Annotated in this window: 14 protein-coding genes; 5 read left to right on the plus strand and 9 right to left on the minus strand. The window is 46.0% G+C overall.

All coding sequences use genetic code 11. The features are described from left to right. Positions 1–106: 106 nt before the first annotated feature. The 4 genes from argH to argC form a co-directional block, all read right to left on the minus strand. The gene (argH, locus tag ACQEXT_RS15640) at positions 107–1,981 is read right to left on the minus strand and encodes an argininosuccinate lyase (RefSeq protein WP_138971074.1); all 1,875 of its coding nucleotides are present in this window, start codon (positions 1,979–1,981) and stop codon (positions 107–109) included. A gap of 245 nt (positions 1,982–2,226) precedes the next feature. Continuing rightward, entirely contained in the window at positions 2,227–3,441 is a 1,215-nt protein-coding gene (locus tag ACQEXT_RS15645; RefSeq protein ID WP_138971075.1) for an argininosuccinate synthase, read from the minus strand. A 112-nt stretch (positions 3,442–3,553) separates the two neighbouring features. Beyond that, entirely contained in the window at positions 3,554–4,348 is a 795-nt protein-coding gene (gene argB / locus ACQEXT_RS15650) for an acetylglutamate kinase (protein WP_426952923.1), read from the minus strand. A 37-nt stretch (positions 4,349–4,385) separates the two neighbouring features. Further along, positions 4,386–5,390 carry an N-acetyl-gamma-glutamyl-phosphate reductase gene (argC, locus tag ACQEXT_RS15655; RefSeq protein ID WP_331417691.1) on the minus strand — a complete coding sequence of 335 codons (1,005 nt, stop codon included), beginning with the start codon at positions 5,388–5,390 and terminating at the stop codon, positions 4,386–4,388. Positions 5,391–5,543: 153 nt separating this feature from the next. Here argC and argE point away from each other — a divergent pair, with 153 nt between their 5' ends. The 3 genes from argE (at position 5,544) to ACQEXT_RS15670 (ending at position 10,500) form a co-directional block, all read left to right on the plus strand. Beyond that, positions 5,544–6,680, plus strand: coding sequence for an acetylornithine deacetylase (argE, locus tag ACQEXT_RS15660; protein ID WP_426952924.1), 1,137 nt, complete (start codon positions 5,544–5,546; stop codon positions 6,678–6,680). Positions 6,681–6,931: 251 nt separating this feature from the next. Continuing rightward, on the plus strand, positions 6,932–9,565 hold the full coding sequence (gene ppc, locus ACQEXT_RS15665; RefSeq protein WP_269378369.1) for a phosphoenolpyruvate carboxylase: 2,634 nt from the start codon (positions 6,932–6,934) through the stop codon (positions 9,563–9,565). A 395-nt stretch (positions 9,566–9,960) separates the two neighbouring features. Continuing rightward, positions 9,961–10,500 (plus strand): PadR family transcriptional regulator, encoded by a 540-nt coding sequence (locus ACQEXT_RS15670; RefSeq protein ID WP_138971078.1) that lies wholly within the window; start codon positions 9,961–9,963, stop codon positions 10,498–10,500. A 100-nt stretch (positions 10,501–10,600) separates the two neighbouring features. On the opposite strand, the gene cysE is transcribed toward ACQEXT_RS15670, so the two are convergent. The 5 genes from cysE to epmA form a co-directional block, all read right to left on the minus strand. Continuing rightward, complete coding sequence (cysE, locus tag ACQEXT_RS15675; RefSeq protein ID WP_138971079.1) at positions 10,601–11,422, minus strand: serine O-acetyltransferase; 822 nt, start codon at positions 11,420–11,422, stop codon at positions 10,601–10,603. A 61-nt stretch (positions 11,423–11,483) separates the two neighbouring features. Further along, positions 11,484–12,515 carry an NAD(P)H-dependent glycerol-3-phosphate dehydrogenase gene (gpsA, locus tag ACQEXT_RS15680; RefSeq protein WP_138971080.1) on the minus strand — a complete coding sequence of 344 codons (1,032 nt, stop codon included), beginning with the start codon at positions 12,513–12,515 and terminating at the stop codon, positions 11,484–11,486. Between the two features lie 176 nt (positions 12,516–12,691). Further along, entirely contained in the window at positions 12,692–13,159 is a 468-nt protein-coding gene (gene secB, locus ACQEXT_RS15685; RefSeq protein WP_138971081.1) for a protein-export chaperone SecB, read from the minus strand. Between the two features lie 158 nt (positions 13,160–13,317). Continuing rightward, positions 13,318–13,752: a rhodanese-like domain-containing protein gene (locus ACQEXT_RS15690; protein WP_426952925.1), complete on the minus strand. Its 435-nt coding sequence runs from the start codon at positions 13,750–13,752 to the stop codon at positions 13,318–13,320. Between the two features lie 146 nt (positions 13,753–13,898). Next, positions 13,899–14,870, minus strand: coding sequence for an elongation factor P--(R)-beta-lysine ligase (gene epmA, locus ACQEXT_RS15695; protein ID WP_426952926.1), 972 nt, complete (start codon positions 14,868–14,870; stop codon positions 13,899–13,901). A 422-nt stretch (positions 14,871–15,292) separates the two neighbouring features. Between epmA and frdA the strand changes: the two genes are divergently transcribed. Further along, entirely contained in the window at positions 15,293–17,110 is a 1,818-nt protein-coding gene (gene frdA / locus ACQEXT_RS15700; RefSeq protein WP_331427479.1) for a fumarate reductase (quinol) flavoprotein subunit, read from the plus strand. Then, complete coding sequence (locus ACQEXT_RS15705) at positions 17,110–17,874, plus strand: succinate dehydrogenase/fumarate reductase iron-sulfur subunit (RefSeq protein WP_138973545.1); 765 nt, start codon at positions 17,110–17,112, stop codon at positions 17,872–17,874. The genes frdA and ACQEXT_RS15705 overlap by 1 nt, the downstream gene beginning before the upstream one ends.

Consider the following 17,874-nt stretch of genomic DNA (forward strand, 5'->3'; position numbering starts at 1 on the left):
CTTCTAAGAAAAAGCAGTGGTATTTTTATAGACTCTGCTTAATCTTATTAGTTCCAAAAAAGAACGATCTTTTTTGATCTTTTTTGATACATTCAGATTCAATCACTTACGCGACGCTGACGCGTGCAATGGCTTGCTCAACCAGATTGACTTCAAGTGCCACTTCGTCACAAGCGTGTTGCCTTGGACATTGATCGCAATCTTTTAGTACCTTCTCAGGCAATAATGACTTCGATGTCGGCAAGAAGGCCTGCTTCATAAAGAACTCTGGCGTTCTCGTTAGAACAAACACTTTTTTGATTGCCATCAAACGGGCTTTTTCTACCAAATACTGAACAATCGCACTGCCTTGTCCCTGTTTTTGCCAGCCAGCTTCAACACCTAATGAGCGAATTTCAGCTAAACCCGAGTCATACACATAAAGGGATGCACAACCAGTCACTTCCCCATGATGTTCCGCGACAGCAAATGAGCCAATATCACGCACAAGTTCGCTACGTGAACGCGGTAAGTTTTCACCCATATTCGCCCAGTAAGCCACCATACCTTCCAATGCTTCAATATCCGTCAGACGTGCTGGTCTCACCTTCACCGCGGAGGTATCACGTTTAATCAAACGTCCTTCGGCCTGCTCAACCGCATAGGCAACCTGCTTAGGTGAAACCCCACCTAAAGCGCTGCGTTTTTCTAAGCACGACTCGATGGTCAGAATACTGTATACATCCTCTTCGATAACGTCTGAAAACTCTTTGAGCTCTGCGATAGAAAGCTCTTCTAGAGCACTGCCTTTAGCAATCGCACCCACGACAGCCACACCAACAATATGGTGAGCTTCACGGAATGGGATCCCTTTCGCGACCAAATAGTCAGCCAACTCAGTCGCATTCGCATAGCCTTGCTTGGCCGCTTCAAGCGTACGTTCTTTATTTACCTTGATGCCGTCAAAGCAAAGTGCAGCCATCTCCATACAATCGTTCCACGTATCGAGCGCATCGAACAAGCCTTCTTTGTCTTCCTGCATATCTTTGTTGTACGCAAGAGGCAGAGCTTTAACCGTCATCATCATGCCTGCCAATGAACCGTAAACACGACCGGTTTTGCCACGAATCAGTTCAAGAGCATCGGGGTTTTTCTTCTGTGGCATCAGTGATGAGCCAGAGGTGACGGTATCAGCCAATTCGATAAAGTTAGACTCACCCGAGTTGTAAAAGATCATATCTTCAGCAAGGCGAGACAAATGCAGCATCGAAATAGAGGCGACAGACATCAGCTCCATAACATGGTCACGATCGGAAACTGAATCAAGAGAGTTACGTGTTGCTCTGCGGAAACCCAGATTATGCGCTAACACTTCACGATCGATCGGATAAGCCGTGCCTGCTAGCGCACCTGAACCTAGTGGACAGGTATCAAGGCGGGTAATCGCATCATGTAAGCGCGAGTAGTCACGCTCGAACATTTCCACATACGCCAAACACCAATGAGCAAAGGTCACTGGCTGCGCACGTTGTAGATGGGTATAGCCAGGAAGAACCGTATCCTGATGCTGTTTCGCTACCGATACCATCTGAGCTTGAAGGCGATCAAGCGCCATAAGTAACTGCTGCCCTTGTTGACGACACCATAGCTTTAAGTCGGTTGCGACCTGATCGTTACGCGAACGACCAGTGTGGAGCTTTTTACCTAAGTCTCCCACTTTGCCAATCAACTGCTGCTCAACCCAAGAGTGGATGTCTTCTGCATCTGAGCGCAAGATTTGGTGTGGGTCTTCCATCACCTCTAGCTTGAGTTCATTCAATGCCAGTTCGAGCTTCTGCTGCTCTTCTTCACTCAGCACGCCAACAGACATCAGAGCCTTAGACCAAGCGATTGACCCTACAATATCTTGTTCAGCTAGTCGGTAATCGAAGCGCAATGAGTCGTTAAAGTCTTTGAATCTCGTATCTGCCGCTTGGGTAAATCTTCCGCCCCATAATGCCATCGCGTTTCTCCTGATTACCTTGCTCACTATTTGTGCTAGTAGCTATATTGCTTAAAATGACTCTGAATCTGATTCAGTTTTTATGATGAATCAAAGTTACGGCAAAACCCAACAAAAATAAAGTATTAATTCATTATTTTTACATATTTATTCACGATAAAATCTATCACTCATCTGCGATGAACATATACGTAAAAAGCCCATTTGGATACCAAATGGGCTCTAACTGTTAATGCATATCTCAATTATTTTTTCTGGCTATTCAACGCACGAATACGGCTTGATAGCGAGTAGAGACGAATGAAGCCTTCCGCGTGGCTTTGATCGTACACTTCGTCTTCACCGAAGGTCGCAAACTTCTCACAATATAGGCTGTTGTCTGAACGCTTTTGAGTCACTGTCGCTTGACCTTTGTATAGTTTAACCACTACTTCACCGTTCACGTCCTGAGCCAGCTCTTCTGATGCAGCGAGAATCGATTTACATAGCGGTGTGAACCAACGGCCGTCGTACACTAGATGAGATGCTTTTAGGCCTAGCTCTTCACGGAACTCAAATGATGTTTTATCCAGCACCAGTTGCTCTACTGCACGCAGTGCTTCCATCATGATAGTGCCCCCTGGAGTTTCGTAACAACCACGTGACTTCATACCAACCAAACGGTTCTCGACGATATCAATACGCCCTACACCGTGTTTAGCACCTTTTTCATTTAGGTAAACCAGTGCGTTGTATGGCGTCATTGTTTCACCATCAACAGCAACCACTTCGCCTTTTTCAACTTTTAGCGTGACATATTCCGCTTCGTTTGGCGCTTGCTCTGGATCAACGGTCCAAACCCAGCAATCTTCATTCGGCGCATTCCAAGTCTCTTCAAGAACACCACCTTCGGTTGAGATATGCCATGCGTTTGCATCACGTGAATAAATTTTCGTTAATGATGCGGTACACGGAATATTACGCTCAGCGAGGTAGTCAAGACACTCTTCACGGCTAACAAGATCCCACTCACGCCAAGGTGCGATAACGTGTAAATCCGGTGCTAGAGCGGCGAATGCTCCTTCAAAACGAACTTGGTCATTACCTTTACCAGTACAACCGTGACACAGTGCATCCGCACCTACTTTACGTGCTACTTCTACCTGAGCCTTAGCAATGATCGGACGCGCCATTGAGGTTCCTAGTAAGTACTTACCTTCGTAGTAAGCGCCCGTTTTAAGCGTTGGATAAATGTATTCCGCGACCATCTCTTCTTTCAGATCCGCGATATAACACTCAGATGCACCAGAAGCTTTTGCTTTTGCTTCGATACCTTCTAGCTCTTCTGCACCTTGGCCAACATCTGCGACAAATGCGATAACTTCACAGTCATAGTTCTCTTTTAGCCACGGAATAATGACTGAAGTATCCAGACCGCCAGAGTATGCGACAACAACTTTATTTACTTGAACTTTGCTCATCTTTCTTTTCTCCAAAATCCCGGCTCTGCGCTTGGCGGTCAGTGCTACGGGTTACATCCTGATTGTTTTTTTTTGGCTGCACCGCTACATGCGTTGCAGCTAATTCATTGGTTTATTGCTTAGGTAAGAACTGAGTTCCGATGCTTTGTCCGGCAAACAGATCAACCAGCTTGTCTGGGTAACGCCAAGTCGCAACTTCAATTGGGCGACCTAAATCGTTCGCAGCTTCAAGTGCAGCGTTCACTTTGACGATCATACCGTCAGTGATCACATGCCCTTGAATTAAGCTCTGTGCTTGCTTTTCATCAAGGCTCTTGATCAAATGACCTTTTCCATCGAGAACACCACTCACGTCTGATAGCAGAACTAACTCAGCGTCGAGAGCACCTGCGACGGCAACTGCCGCTTGATCGGCATTCACATTCATCATCTGACCATTTGCTGTTAAGCCGATCGAGCTAATGATTGGCAAAGCGCCAGCGGCAAGAACAGCTTGAAGCACGGTTGAGTCGCCTGGGGTTGCTTTGCCAACCGCACCCAACTCAGGATCGAGCTCTTCAACATGGCATAGCCCGCCATCCGCAAGGCTTAGACCGACCGCATTCAGCCCATCTTTAATCGCCTGGCCTTGTAGCATCTTGTTTGCCGTGCCTGCTAAAGCACCGGTAATCACTCCAATTTGATCGTAAGGAGTGACTCTTAGACCGTCCTTTTTCACTGTTTTAAGTTGTAGGGCAGCCATTAGATCGTCCACCAGATAACCCCCTCCGTGGACGATCACAATTCGTCGCTGAGCCTGCTTTTGATAATTCGCAATTGCGCCAAATACCTGGCTAAGAGTCTCAGTACAAGACAGTGCAGCACCGCCTAATTTGATCACTAATGGAGTTGATTTGTTATCTGTCATTACTCGTCCCTTTACCTACTTGCTTAAGCGTATTTGCCTAAATAAGGGCAGTTAACTCTGGAAATCCGTAGTGGATGTTTAAACATTGCATCGCTTGACTTGATGCACCTTTTAGTAAGTTATCAATCGCAGAGACTACGATGATGTGCTCACCTTGAACCTTCCAGCCGATATCGCAGAAAGGTGTATTTTCTACATTTTGAATACTTGGTAGCACGTCAACGGTGAGACGCACTGCCGGCTTATTTTCATAAGCTGCATGAAATGCTTGAGCGACCTGCTGCTCTGTCACATTTTGAGCAAGTTTGAGCGTGATTGTGGCAAGTATCCCGCGTTTAAAGTTGCCAAGGTGCGGTGTGAAAATCACCTCACGACCTAAGTGGCTAGCAATTTCTGGCTGATGACGATGATTAAATACACCGTAAGGCTGTAAGCTCACTTCGCAGTAGCTATTGGTCATGGTTGCCTTTCTGCCCGCTCCAGAGACACCGCTAGTCGCATTGATCACTGGCCACTGACTTTCATCAACAAGACCCGCTTCCAATAACGGTTTAATTGCCAATTGAGACGCTGTTGGGTAACAACCAGGAACAGCGATAAGCTGACACTGCTTGATTCCGTCATCGTTCCATTCCGCTAAGCCATAAACCGAGTTATCTAGCCAAGATTCATGCTGATGCTCAAAACCGTAAAACTGGTTATAGAACCCTTCTTTCTTTACACGGAAAGCGCCAGACAAGTCGAAGACCTGACAGCCTTGAGCAAGAAAAAGAGGGGCTAGGTCGTGGCTGACTTCATGCGCAGTCGCTAAAAACACCACATCACTTTCAATTGCGACAGCTTCAACATCAGTAAGAGGCAGTACAGACTGACTAATAATCCCAGCTAACTTACCGTGTAATTGCGAGATGCATTTCCCCGCATCTAAGCTATTGGCGGAAACATACAAACCTGATAGCGTAAGTTCAGGGTGTTTGTGCACCATCAGAGCAAGCTCTGCTCCGGTATAACCGCTTGCGCCTATGATTGTGGTTTTAAGCATCTGAGACATCCAATTCGACCTAAAATCACCACTCAATGAGTGACTATAAATTTAATTAATTTCGCTTTTATTGGTTTTTTATTCAATAAAAGTGATTTAATATGTGTTTTACCTTCTTAACCGTACTCTGTCAACAGGGAATGTAAACTAAATATGAAATTACCAAGTTTTCTTGAGGTCTACAGCGGCCTGATTTCCACCTCTTCTATTAGCTCGACAGACCCAAGTTGGGATGAAGGCAACGCCAAAGTCATTGAAAAATTAGCAGGATGGCTAAAGGATGTCGGCTTCAGCGTCGAAGTCACAACCGTCGAAGAAGGGAAACTCAATCTAATTGCCAAGAAAGGCAGTGGAGAAGGTGGTCTGCTACTCGCGGGTCACAGCGATACCGTGCCATTCGATCAAGCGCGATGGAATTTTGAACCTCACGCGTTAACTGAAGCAAACAATCGCTTCTATGGTTTAGGTACGGCAGATATGAAGGGCTTTTTCGCCTTTATTATAGAAGCCGTAAAAAAAGTCGATTGGAGTAAACAGATCAAGCCTCTTTATATACTGGCTACCTGCGATGAAGAGACAACCATGCTGGGTGCACGCCACTTTACTGAGAATGCACCGTTTAAACCGGACTACTGCATTATTGGTGAGCCAACCAGCTTAGTGCCTATCCGAGGTCACAAAGGCCATGTCGCCAATGCCGTGCGAGTTACGGGGAAATCCGGGCACTCTTCAGATCCTTCATTAGGTGTGAATGCGATTGAGATCATGCATGAAGTTCTATTTGCACTAATGCAGTTACGCGATAAATTGATCAAAGAGTACCACCACCCAGGTTTTGCTATCCCTAGTCCCACTCTTAACCTTGGTCATATTCATGGTGGCGACAGTGCGAACCGCATCTGTGGTTGTTGCGAACTGCATTATGATGTACGTCCTTTACCGGGCATCAGTTTAGACGGTTTGGACAATATGTTGCGCGGCGCACTTAAAGAAGTTGAAGCTAAGTGGCCTGGCCGAATCAGCATTACTCCACTTCATGAACCCATTCCGGGTTATGAATGTCAGCATGACCACCCATTTATTGGTGGTGTGGAAGAGATCTGTGGGCTCGAATCTCAAACTGTCAACTACTGCACAGAAGCGCCTTTCCTGCAACAACTCTGCCCGACTCTCGTTCTAGGGCCGGGGTCAATCGATCAAGCGCACCAACCGGATGAATTCCTCGCGTTCGAGTTTATTGATCCAACGATCGATGTTTTGTCAAAAGCGATGCATAAGTATTGTTTTTAGAGGCAAAGAAGAAGCAATCGCTCTTGAATAGTGGATTCGGATAAATTGAAGGGTTGGCGTGTTACGCCAACCTTTTTTGTAATAAATTTTCAACATAATTAGTCAATCGCATGCATCTTTGGACGTTACATTCATTTGCACAATATTTGCAAACTTAGCCTACAGTATTTGACTCGCGGCGATATTTTTCGCTAGATTGTCTACCTAACAAAGAAACATTGGATGTAATTTTTTTACAAGGCAGGAAGATAATGAACGAGAAATACTCTGCGCTCAGAAGCAATGTGAGCATGCTAGGACACTTGCTCGGCAACACCATCAAGGACGCACATGGTGACGTACTTCTAGAGAAAGTAGAAACCATTCGTAAACTTTCCAAGTCCGCCCTCGCAGGCAATCAGCAAGATAGAAAAAGCTTGATTGATGAAATAAAAAGCCTGCCAAATGATCAACTGACTCCAGTTGCTCATGCATTCAACCAATTTCTAAACCTAACGAACATGGCAGAGCAGTACCATACGATTTCACGTCACTGCGATGCTCATGTATGCGAACCAGACGCTATCAATACGCTTTTCTCAAAACTGGCTCAAAACGACATCAGTAAACTTGATACAGCCCAAGCTGTACGCGATCTAAACATTGAGTTGGTACTAACCGCGCATCCTACTGAAATCACTCGTCGAACCATGATTCACAAGCTGATTAAGATCAACAAGTGCCTTTCTAAACTGGAACTGAGTGATCTATCCGTTAAAGAGCGCCAAAAAACGGAACGTCGTCTTGAGCAGTTAATCGCACAAAGTTGGCACTCGGATACCATCCGTCAACAGCGCCCAACACCACTTGATGAGGCCAAATGGGGCTTTGCAGTGGTTGAAAACTCATTATGGGAAGCGGTACCTGATTTCTTAAGAGAACTAGACCAACGTTTGGAAGGCTACCTAGGCGAAGGACTACCTATTGATGCGCGACCAGTTCACTTCTCATCATGGATGGGTGGTGACCGAGATGGTAACCCATTTGTCACCCATACCATTACTCGTGAAGTATTACTGCTCTCACGTTGGAAAGCGGCCGATCTCTATCTAGGCGATATCAACGAGCTGGTTAGCGAATTGTCGATGACCAAATGTAACGACGCGGTTCGTGCACTCGCGGGGGACGATGAACATGAACCTTACCGCGCTGTACTGAAGCAACTTCGAGAGCTGTTAAACGAAACCAAAGAGATTCTCGACGCCAAGATTCATGGTCAAAAACTGGCGGTCAAAGCGCCGCTGCAACGTGTCGAACAGTTGTGGGAACCTCTCTACGCCTGTTACCAATCCCTACACGAATGTGGCATGGGTATCATTGCTGACGGTTCATTACTCGATACCCTACGCCGAATCAAAGCTTTTGGTGTCCATCTAGTTCGTCTCGATATTCGTCAAGAAAGTACCCGTCATTCAGATGTATTGTCTGAGCTGACTCGCTACCTAGGTATTGGTGATTACAACCATTGGAGCGAGCAAGATAAGATTGCTTTTCTAACTAACGAGTTAGCCTCTAAACGTCCACTACTACCACGTGATTGGCAGCCATCTGAAGCCGTTCAAGAGGTTTTGGACACGTGTAATATCATCGCCCTTCAACCTCGTGAAGCTTTCGGTGCCTATGTCATTTCGATGGCTCGTACCGCTTCCGATGTACTCGCCGTTCACCTGTTGCTACAAGAATCGGGTTGTCCTTATCGTATGGACGTTTGTCCATTGTTTGAAACGTTAGACGACTTAAACAACGCAGAGTCTGTCATCAAACAATTGATGGGCATCGACCTATACCGTGGCTTTATTCAAAACCATCAAATGGTCATGATCGGTTATTCAGATTCGGCTAAAGACGCAGGCGTGATGTCTGCTGGCTGGGCTCAATACCATGCCATGGAATCTCTTGTAAAAGTGGCTGAAGATGAGGGCGTCGAACTGACCCTATTCCATGGCCGAGGCGGTACTATTGGTCGCGGTGGCGCACCAGCGCATGCAGCACTACTTTCTCAGCCACCAAAGAGTCTAAAAGGCGGTCTGCGTGTGACAGAGCAAGGCGAAATGATTCGCTTCAAGCTTGGGCTTCCAGAAGTTGCTGTCAATAGCTTTAGCCTCTATGCAAGTGCAATCCTTGAGGCAAACCTACTGCCACCACCAGAGCCAAAACAAGAATGGCGTGATTTGATGAACGTCTTGTCAGAGGTCAGCTGTGAAGCATACCGAAACATCGTTCGTGGCGAGCCAGATTTTGTGCCTTACTTCCGTCAAGCAACGCCAGAGTTGGAACTGGGTAAGCTACCGCTTGGTTCTCGACCAGCTAAACGTAATCCTAACGGTGGTGTAGAAAGCCTACGTGCGATTCCATGGATTTTCTCTTGGAGTCAAAACCGTCTTGTCCTTCCAGCATGGCTAGGTGCAGGTGAGGCAATTCAATACTCCGTAGACAAAGGACATCAAGCGCTATTAGAGGAAATGTGTCGCGAATGGCCATTCTTCTCTACACGTCTTGGTATGCTTGAGATGGTTTACACTAAGTGCAATATGGAAATTTCTCGTTACTATGATGAACGCTTGGTAGACCCTAAACTACTGCCACTGGGTGATCGTCTACGTGAACAACTGCAAAAAGATATCAAAGCAGTGCTTAATGTAGAGAACAACGAGAACCTGATGCAAAGTGACCCTTGGGGACAAGAGTCCATCCGCTTACGTAACATCTATGTTGAACCATTGAACATGCTGCAAGCAGAACTGCTTTACCGCACTCGTCAAGATCAAGAAGCCGCTCCAGAGCTGGAAGAAGCGCTGATGGTTACGATAGCGGGTATTGCTGCGGGTATGCGAAACACGGGCTAACCCTCACAGTTAAAGGTTGGTGTCATCACACCAACCTTTTTCTTTGATAGTAAATAATGTCAGCCGAGAGACATTAGAAACCACAACAAAGATAAATATCCCACAAAACAAACCCAAAGCAGTTATTTGTAACTTTTTTGGGATATTTTGTCCTTCTATTCTACTTTATGCTTATTATTTAGATATACTACTCAACCGCTGCGGTTAACTATATATAATCTACAGACTGCAGCTTTCGATAATCTTTTTATCGATCCTAGGTGATAAACGGCTTTTTTAGGTGACATGACCAACTTTGTTGGTGCCACTTTAAATACTGATAATGAGTGCCTTTAGAAGCACGACAGTAAGAAGTGGTTAAGTTTTGTAGTTTATTGACCATTTGGATTGAAGACATGTCATTACCACACGTTATCTTGACCGTATTAAGCACGCGCGACGCTACTGGATACGATATCACTAAAGAATTTTCAGCGACTATTGGTTACTTCTGGAAGGCGAGCCACCAGCAAGTGTACCGTGAGCTTAATAAGATGGCTCAGAACAATCTTGTTACTTGTGTTCTTGAACCCCAAGAAGGAAAACCAGACCGTAAGGTTTACTCAATTACTGATTCGGGCCGCGCCGCTCTTGGTGAATGGTTCGACCAACCAACCGCACACCCAACGGTTCGCGACGAGTTCTCTGCAAAGCTGATGGCTTGTGCCGTGCAACCTTCTGCGCCATTCCGTACCCAGCTAGGTGAACTTGTTGAAGAGTCACGTAAGCTCGTCGCTCACTATCAAGAGATTGAAAACGCTTACTACTCAACGCCATCAACACTTGATAAGCAGCAACGTCTAGAGCGTCTAACGCTTCGCAGAAACCTACTGATTCGCCAAGCATGGGTTGAGTGGGCTCAAGAAGTACTGACTGAATTGGATACGCTAGCGTAATCGAGAAGTGAGAAAAATTTAAGGGTTGGCACCTAGTGCCAACCCTTTTCTTTAAAATTCAATTAATAAAGCCCAAACTCGGAACGAAGCGTTCTTAACGCTATATCCCATCGCCACCGATAAAACTTTGCGACTTGCCGTTAAATTGCTGATCCATATCCAACGACGGTTTATCGGTTGTTGGGCGACCCACAATCTTAGCAGGTACACCAGCAACGGTTGTATGGGCAGGCACTGGTTGAAGCACGACCGAGCAAGAACCAATCTTCGCCCCTTCGCCCACTTCAATATTACCCAGTATTTTGGCACCCGCACCAATCATGACACCTTCACGGATTTTAGGATGGCGATCGCCACACTCTTTACCTGTACCGCCCAACGTGACATCCTGAAGAATCGACACATCGTTCTCAACAACCGCTGTTTCACCAATGACGATCCCAGTGGCATGGTCAAGCATGATGCCATAGCCAATCTTAGCCGCTGGGTGGATATCAACCTGACACGCAACAGAAATTTGATTTTGTAGATAGGTTGCTAAAGCGATACGCCCCTGCTTCCATAGCCAGTTGGCAACTCGATACCCCTGAAGCGCGTGGTAGCCTTTTAAATAGAGCAGTGGCATTGAGTACATAGCAACAGCAGGATCTCGAGTAACAGTAGCGCAGATATCACAGGCCGCTGCTGAGCTGATACTCGGATCAGCATTCAACGCTTCTTCTACCACTTCCCTAACCGCCATTGCAGGCATAGAAGCCGTATTTAGCTTGTTTGCCAAAATATAGCTAAGCGCTGCGCTTAGGCTATCATGCTTAATAATGGTCGCATGATAAAAGCTGGCTAACATTGGCTCTTGCTCAGAAAGCTCACGTGCTTCCTTCACAATGGTGTGCCATACCTTCTGTTTCTCACATTGTTTCATGTCGTTTCCTAGAACTGAATCCCTAGTATCTAGATACAAATCCAGTGTTGCTGTCGTTCTCTTATGCTTCCGCTTTCTTATCTCGGGCAAGTAAATCTTTGGCCGCCAAGTTGGCATCCTTGCCTTGATACAATACTTGATAAATTTGGTCAACAATCGGCATCTCTACGCCCATACGCTCAGCCAATAGGTAGACCTCTTTGGTATTGCGGTAACCTTCCACTACTTGACCAATTTCTTGCTGTGCCGTATCGACATCTTTACCCTGACCTAACGCTAAACCAAAGCGACGGTTGCGCGACTGGTTATCGGTACAGGTCAGAACAAGGTCACCAAGACCAGCCATACCCATAAAGGTTTCTGGTTGAGCACCTAGCGCAGCACCAAGACGTGTCATTTCAGCAAGACCACGGGTGATGAGTGCTGTACGCGCATTGGCACCAAAGCCGATGCCATCAGACATGCCTGCACCAATCGCAATCACGTTCTTAACCGCACCACCTAATTGCATGCCGATAAAGTCACTGTTGGCATAAACTCGAAACGTCTTACTGCAATGAATTTTCTCTTGAAGATCGGCAACAAAAGCAGCATCAGGAGAAGCCACAGAAATGGCAGTCGGCATTCCCATCGCCAACTCTTTAGCAAAGGTAGGACCTGAAAGGACTGCTAACGAGTACCCTTCACCAAGCGCTTCATTTGCTACATCTTTAAGTAGCCGACCCGTTTCTGGCTCCAAACCTTTCGTCGCCCAGCAAATTCGAGAGTCTTCACGCAGGTATGGCTTGACGTTATTCAGCACTATACCAAACACATGGCTTGGAACGACCACCAAAAGATCGCGACTCGCTTGAACCGCTTTTTTTAAATCGGATTCAACGATCAGTGAATCTGGGAATTCAATCCCAGGTAAAAACTCGTGATTAGCTCGGTCGGCTTCTAGACGAGCCATATGTTCTGGTTCGTGGCCCCAAATGATTACGTTCGCACCATTTCGCGCGAGTGAGATTGCAAGGGAAGTGCCGTATGAGCCAGCACCTAGGACTGTCATTGCAATTTCTTTACCGTAAGCATTGTTGGTGTTGTCTTTCATTGTTCCGCCTGATTGTCATTAGGTTGACTAGAATCTTGTTACTACTCTCTAGCGTTTAGAAATTAGTAACAAAAACCCAGTAACTGGCACGTAAAACAAAAAATGCACATCGTATCTTGTGCAAGACACTCTGTGCATTTTATACCATACCTCTGACTGATCAGAGGTCTCACTGATTATGCTTCAGCTTGGCCTTCTTGCTGAGCTTGCTGCTGTAGGTAGTTCATAAACAGAGCGTCAAAGTTAACTGGTGCTAAGTTTAGTTGAGGGAACGTACCTTTAACGACTAAGCTTGAGATCGTCTCACGCGCATATGGGAATAGGATGTTCGGGCAGAATGCACCTAAACAATGTGCTAGCTGGCCTGCTTCCATTTTCTCAGCAGTGAAAATACCACCTTGCTGAACTTCACATAGGAACGCTGTTTCTTCTGCGTTCTTCACTGTCACTGTTAGACGAAGAACCACTTCATAAACACCTTCACCAAGTTCACGGCTTTGAGTATCTAGATCCAGTTTAACATCTGGGTTCCAGTCTTTTTGGAACATGCTAGGTGAGTTTGGAGCTTCAAAAGAAACATCTTTAAGGAAGATGCGTTGGATTGCGAAGTTTTGCGCTTCTTGTTGTGGTGCTGCTTCAGCCATTTTAAAAATCCTTTAATCCTGCAATAAAATATCTGCTTGGAGGTTAACCGAGAGAGTTGGGAATGACTAGGTTTCCAATGATTTTCGTGGAACTGTTCACATCTCTCTAAGACAAACGCTGATTTTTCAATCAGCGTTTAAGGTATTAGCGAGTTAATTTACTTTTTACCTTTAACCAAAGGCATGTTGGCTTCACTCCAAGCAATCAAACCATTTTTAAGCAGGTTGACGTTTTCAAAGCCTGCTTTGGCAAGAAGATTAGCACTCTCTTGAGCCGTTTGACCTGTCTTGCATACTACAATGATTGGGGCTGATTTGTGGTTTTCAAGGCTACCAAAGTTACCAGCCTTGATATCAGACGGCAAAATGTGAACTGCATCTGTAATATGCCCTTTGCGGTACTCATCTTTACTACGAATATCAACAACTACACCATTTTCACGGTTCATAAGTTGTGTCGTTTGTGCAGCTGTAATCTCTTTGTAAGCGGCAGTAGATGATTTAACAATGTTCATGATAAGGGCGACTAATAGACCCACCCATACCAAAGATAGAATCATGTTCTCTTGAAAAAATGCGATGTACTCTTGCATGTCCTGTGCTCTTTGATGATAGAACCGCCCACATTTCCAACAATGTGTGACTGCCCTAGGCTAAAAATTCAGATTGGAAGTATAGCGAGGTTAAGATGCCTAAGCGAGCCAATTACACTCAGAATAAGAATCTGTTGCACTTTTCGCTACGCAATTGGAAACGGAAATGCCGTCACCTGATCAATATGATCACAGCCGATCGCAAGCATAATTAAGCGATCAATGCCTAAGGCGACTCCAGCACATTCAGGCAGCCCCGATTTCAGAGCGGCAATAAGATGGTAGTCGATCGGCTGTGGGTTGAGCCCCATCTCTATTCGCTTAGCATTGTCTGATTCGAAGCGTTTTAGTTGTTCACTCGGATTGTCGAGCTCATGGAAGCCATTCGCCAGTTCGATACCTTTAAAGTAAACCTCGAAACGATCCGCCACTCTTGGATCTTCCGCATTGATTTTTGCCAATGCCGCTTGTGACGCTGGAAAATCGTAAACAAAAGCAGGGACATTTTGGCCAATCTTAGCTTCCACACCCACACTGAACAGCAGTTGGAGAAGCGTATCCATATCTTGTTCTGGTTCAGCGATATCCCTTAAACCCAACTTGGCTGCAACCTCCTTCAGCTCACCCATCGTACTTTCTAAAGGGCACACTCCAAGTACATTGATGAAGGCTTGCTGGTAGGTCATGCGCTCAGCTTGGCCACATTTGAGAACAAGTTGTAGCAAATCGTCCATCTCATCCATCAATTTATGGTGGTCAAAACCCACGCGATACCACTCCAGCATAGTAAACTCCGGATTATGGTAACGACCGTTTTCTTCATTGCGAAAAGCTTTATTAATCTGATAGATACAGCCACTACCCGCTGCCAGCAGGCGCTTCATGTGAAATTCTGGGCTGGTCATAAAATAGAGTTTGCTACCATCGGCATAACCAGGGCCGACAAACTCTGTTTGAAAAGTATGCAGATGAATATCGGTGACGGTGGCATGACTCATCGCCGGTGTATCGACTTCCAATACATCTCGGGCACGAAAGAATTGACGAATCTGACTCACTAGATCAGCACGTTGACGAAGCTGTTCAATTGAAGCAGTTGGCTGCCAGTCGTGGTTCATTGGAAAACTCTCTTTGGGTTAATCTGGCGAGAAAGTATCAAGTTTATCCGACTTTTCCTAGCAATAAACGCCGATATTTGTACTCTGCACAACCCACCACTCTGCTTATTTTTGAAGCAAGCATTTGTCGTATTACAGCACAGAAAACATTCGCCGCCAGCCTATTATCAATCAATCAAATGTTATGCAACAGTCATTTAACAAAACACGGTGCAATCTAAGAAGAGCAAACCTTCTTTGCCGTGATTGCAATCACATAACCTATAAATTTTATGCTCTTATATGCATTACCGGAGCAAAAACCCAAATACATCAATTTTTCTGCCATGTAGCTCTTCTACACTAGCCCTACCACTTTTGGGGCATTCCCCAATTAATTATAACAAGCGGACTATTCCGCATTTTCACACTGGAGGATAACTGTGCAAATTATCACCACAGATATCGCAGTGATCGGCGCAGGCGGCGCTGGTCTTCGCACTGCTATTGCAGCAGCTGAAGCAAACCCTGACTTAGAAGTTGCACTGATTTCTAAAGTTTATCCAATGCGTTCCCATACGGTCGCTGCAGAAGGTGGCTCAGCCGCAGTTATCAAGGATGAAGATAGCCTAGACAACCATTTCAACGATACCGTTGGTGGTGGTGACTGGCTTTGTGAACAGGATGTTGTTGAGTACTTCGTGAAGAACGCAACTCGCGAAATGATTCAAATGGAACAGTGGGGCTGCCCATGGAGCCGTAAAGAGAACGGTGAAGTTAACGTTCGTCGCTTTGGCGGTATGAAGGTTGAACGTACATGGTTTGCTGCCGATAAGACTGGCTTCCATATGCTTCACACTTTGTTCCAAACCTCGATGAAGTACCAAAACATCAAACGTTTTGATGAATATTTTGTGGTAGACCTTCTTGTCGATGAAGGCGAGGTTCAGGGTCTTATCGCGATTCACATGTCAGAAGGTGAATTGGTTACGATCAAAGCCAAATCGGTTGTTCTAGCTACTGGTGGTGCTGGCCGCGTTTACCACTGTAATACAAACGGCGGTATCGTTACGGGTGATGGTATGGCAATGGCTTACCGCCATGGCGTACCTCTACGTGATATGGAGTTCGTTCAATACCACCCAACCGGTCTACCAGGTACAGGCATCCTAATGACGGAAGGCTGTCGTGGTGAAGGCGGTATTATCGTTAACAAGAACGGCTACCGTTACCTACAAGATTACGGTATGGGACCTGAGACTCCAGTTGGTCAACCGAAGAACAAATACATGGAACTGGGTCCACGTGACAAAGTTTCTCAAGCTTTCTGGCATGAACAACAAAAAGGCAACACCATCAAGCACCCTCTGGGTGACGTGGTGCACCTAGACCTTCGCCACTTGGGTGAAGAGTACCTTCAAGAACGTCTACCGTTCATCTGTGAACTGGCTAAAGCTTACGTAAACGTAGACCCAGCAAAAGAACCCATCCCAATTCGTCCAACCGTGCACTACACCATGGGTGGTATTGAGACTAACGGCGAATGTGAAACACGCATTAAAGGTCTGTTCGCAGTCGGTGAGTGTGCGTCTGTAGGTCTGCATGGTGCGAACCGTTTAGGTTCAAACTCACTGGCTGAGTTTGTGGTATTCGGTCGTGTAGCGGGTGAGCAAGCAGTGAAACGTGCAGCTGAATTCAAAGGCTGGAACGAAGAGTCCATCGCAGCTCAAGTTAAAGCGGTTGAAGAACGTATTGCCGCTCTGATGAACCAAGAAGGTGATGAGAACTGGGCAACAATCCGTACTGAAATGGGTCACACCATGGAAGCGGGCTGTGGTATCTACCGCCAAGAAGATCTGATGCAAGCGACGATCGACAAAATCACTGAACTAAAAGAGCGTTACAAGCGCATCAGCATCAAAGATAAGGGCAAAGTGTTTAACACTGACCTTCTATACGCTATCGAAGTGGGTTATGGCCTAGAAGTAGCAGAAGCTATGGTTCACTCAGCAATCTTACGTAAAGAGTCTCGTGGTGCCCACCAGCGTCTAGATGATGGTTGTACGGAGCGTGACGATGTGAACTTCCTCAAGCACTCTCTGGCCTTCTACAAAGAAGATGCAGCACCTGAAATCGACTACAGCACAGTGACAATCACTAAGTCACAGCCAAAAGCTCGTCTATACGGTGAAGCAGCAGAGAAAGCAGCGGCTGAAGAAGCAGCTAAAGCAGCAGAGAAGAATGCAGAGGAGCAAGCATAATGTCAGGCAATCGCATCCAAAAAGTCGAGATTCTGCGCTATGACCCTGAGCATGACGCAGAGCCGCACTTTCAAACCTTTGAAGTACCATTTGATGAAACCATGTCTACGCTTGATGCGCTAGGCTACATCAAAGATAACCTAGACAAAGATCTGTCATACCGCTGGTCTTGTCGTATGGCTATCTGTGGTTCATGCGGCATCATGGTAAACGGTGTACCTAAGCTAGCGTGTAAGAGCTTCTTACGTGACTACCCGAACGGTGTGAAGATTGAACCACTAGCGAACTTCCCGATTGAGAAAGATCTTATCGTTGATATGACGCCGTTCATTGAGCGCCTTGAAGCGATCAAACCATACATTATCGGTAACGACCGCAAGCCAGAAGATGGGACTAACATCCAAACTCCTGAACAGATGGCGAAGTACAAGCAGTTCGCTGGTTGTATCAACTGTGGTCTATGTTATGCCGCGTGTCCTCAATTTGGTCTAAACCCAGAGTTCATTGGTCCAGCAGCACTAACGCTTGCTCACCGCTACAACCTCGATAGCCGTGACAACGGTAAAGCTGAACGTATGGCACTCATCAATGGCGAAAACGGCGCTTGGGGCTGTACCTTTGTTGGTTATTGTTCTGAAGTTTGTCCTAAGAGCGTTGACCCTGCCGCGGCAGTGAACCAAGGTAAAGTCGAATCTTCGATGGATTTCGTTATTGCGATGTTGAAGCCTGATGGTACACCAGCGAAAACAGCAGAGGAGGCATAA

The sequence above is a fragment of the Vibrio sp. TRT 29B02 genome (genome assembly GCF_050113655.1).
GTDB lineage: Bacteria > Pseudomonadota > Gammaproteobacteria > Enterobacterales > Vibrionaceae > Vibrio.

Coding starts and splice junctions, on each gene's coding strand:
- cysE (WP_138971079.1), bottom strand. CDS start 11,422: ATGAAACAATGTGAGAAACAGAAGGTATGGCACACCATTGTGAAGGAA.
- gpsA (WP_138971080.1), bottom strand. CDS start 12,515: ATGAAAGACAACACCAACAATGCTTACGGTAAAGAAATTGCAATGACA.
- argC (WP_331417691.1), bottom strand. CDS start 5,390: ATGCTTAAAACCACAATCATAGGCGCAAGCGGTTATACCGGAGCAGAG.
- secB (WP_138971081.1), bottom strand. CDS start 13,159: ATGGCTGAAGCAGCACCACAACAAGAAGCGCAAAACTTCGCAATCCAA.
- ppc (WP_269378369.1), top strand. CDS start 6,932: ATGAACGAGAAATACTCTGCGCTCAGAAGCAATGTGAGCATGCTAGGA.
- ACQEXT_RS15645 (WP_138971075.1), bottom strand. CDS start 3,441: ATGAGCAAAGTTCAAGTAAATAAAGTTGTTGTCGCATACTCTGGCGGT.
- epmA (WP_426952926.1), bottom strand. CDS start 14,870: ATGAACCACGACTGGCAGCCAACTGCTTCAATTGAACAGCTTCGTCAA.
- argB (WP_426952923.1), bottom strand. CDS start 4,348: ATGACAGATAACAAATCAACTCCATTAGTGATCAAATTAGGCGGTGCT.
- argE (WP_426952924.1), top strand. CDS start 5,544: ATGAAATTACCAAGTTTTCTTGAGGTCTACAGCGGCCTGATTTCCACC.
- ACQEXT_RS15705 (WP_138973545.1), top strand. CDS start 17,110: ATGTCAGGCAATCGCATCCAAAAAGTCGAGATTCTGCGCTATGACCCT.
- argH (WP_138971074.1), bottom strand. CDS start 1,981: ATGGCATTATGGGGCGGAAGATTTACCCAAGCGGCAGATACGAGATTC.
- ACQEXT_RS15670 (WP_138971078.1), top strand. CDS start 9,961: ATGTCATTACCACACGTTATCTTGACCGTATTAAGCACGCGCGACGCT.
- ACQEXT_RS15690 (WP_426952925.1), bottom strand. CDS start 13,752: ATGCAAGAGTACATCGCATTTTTTCAAGAGAACATGATTCTATCTTTG.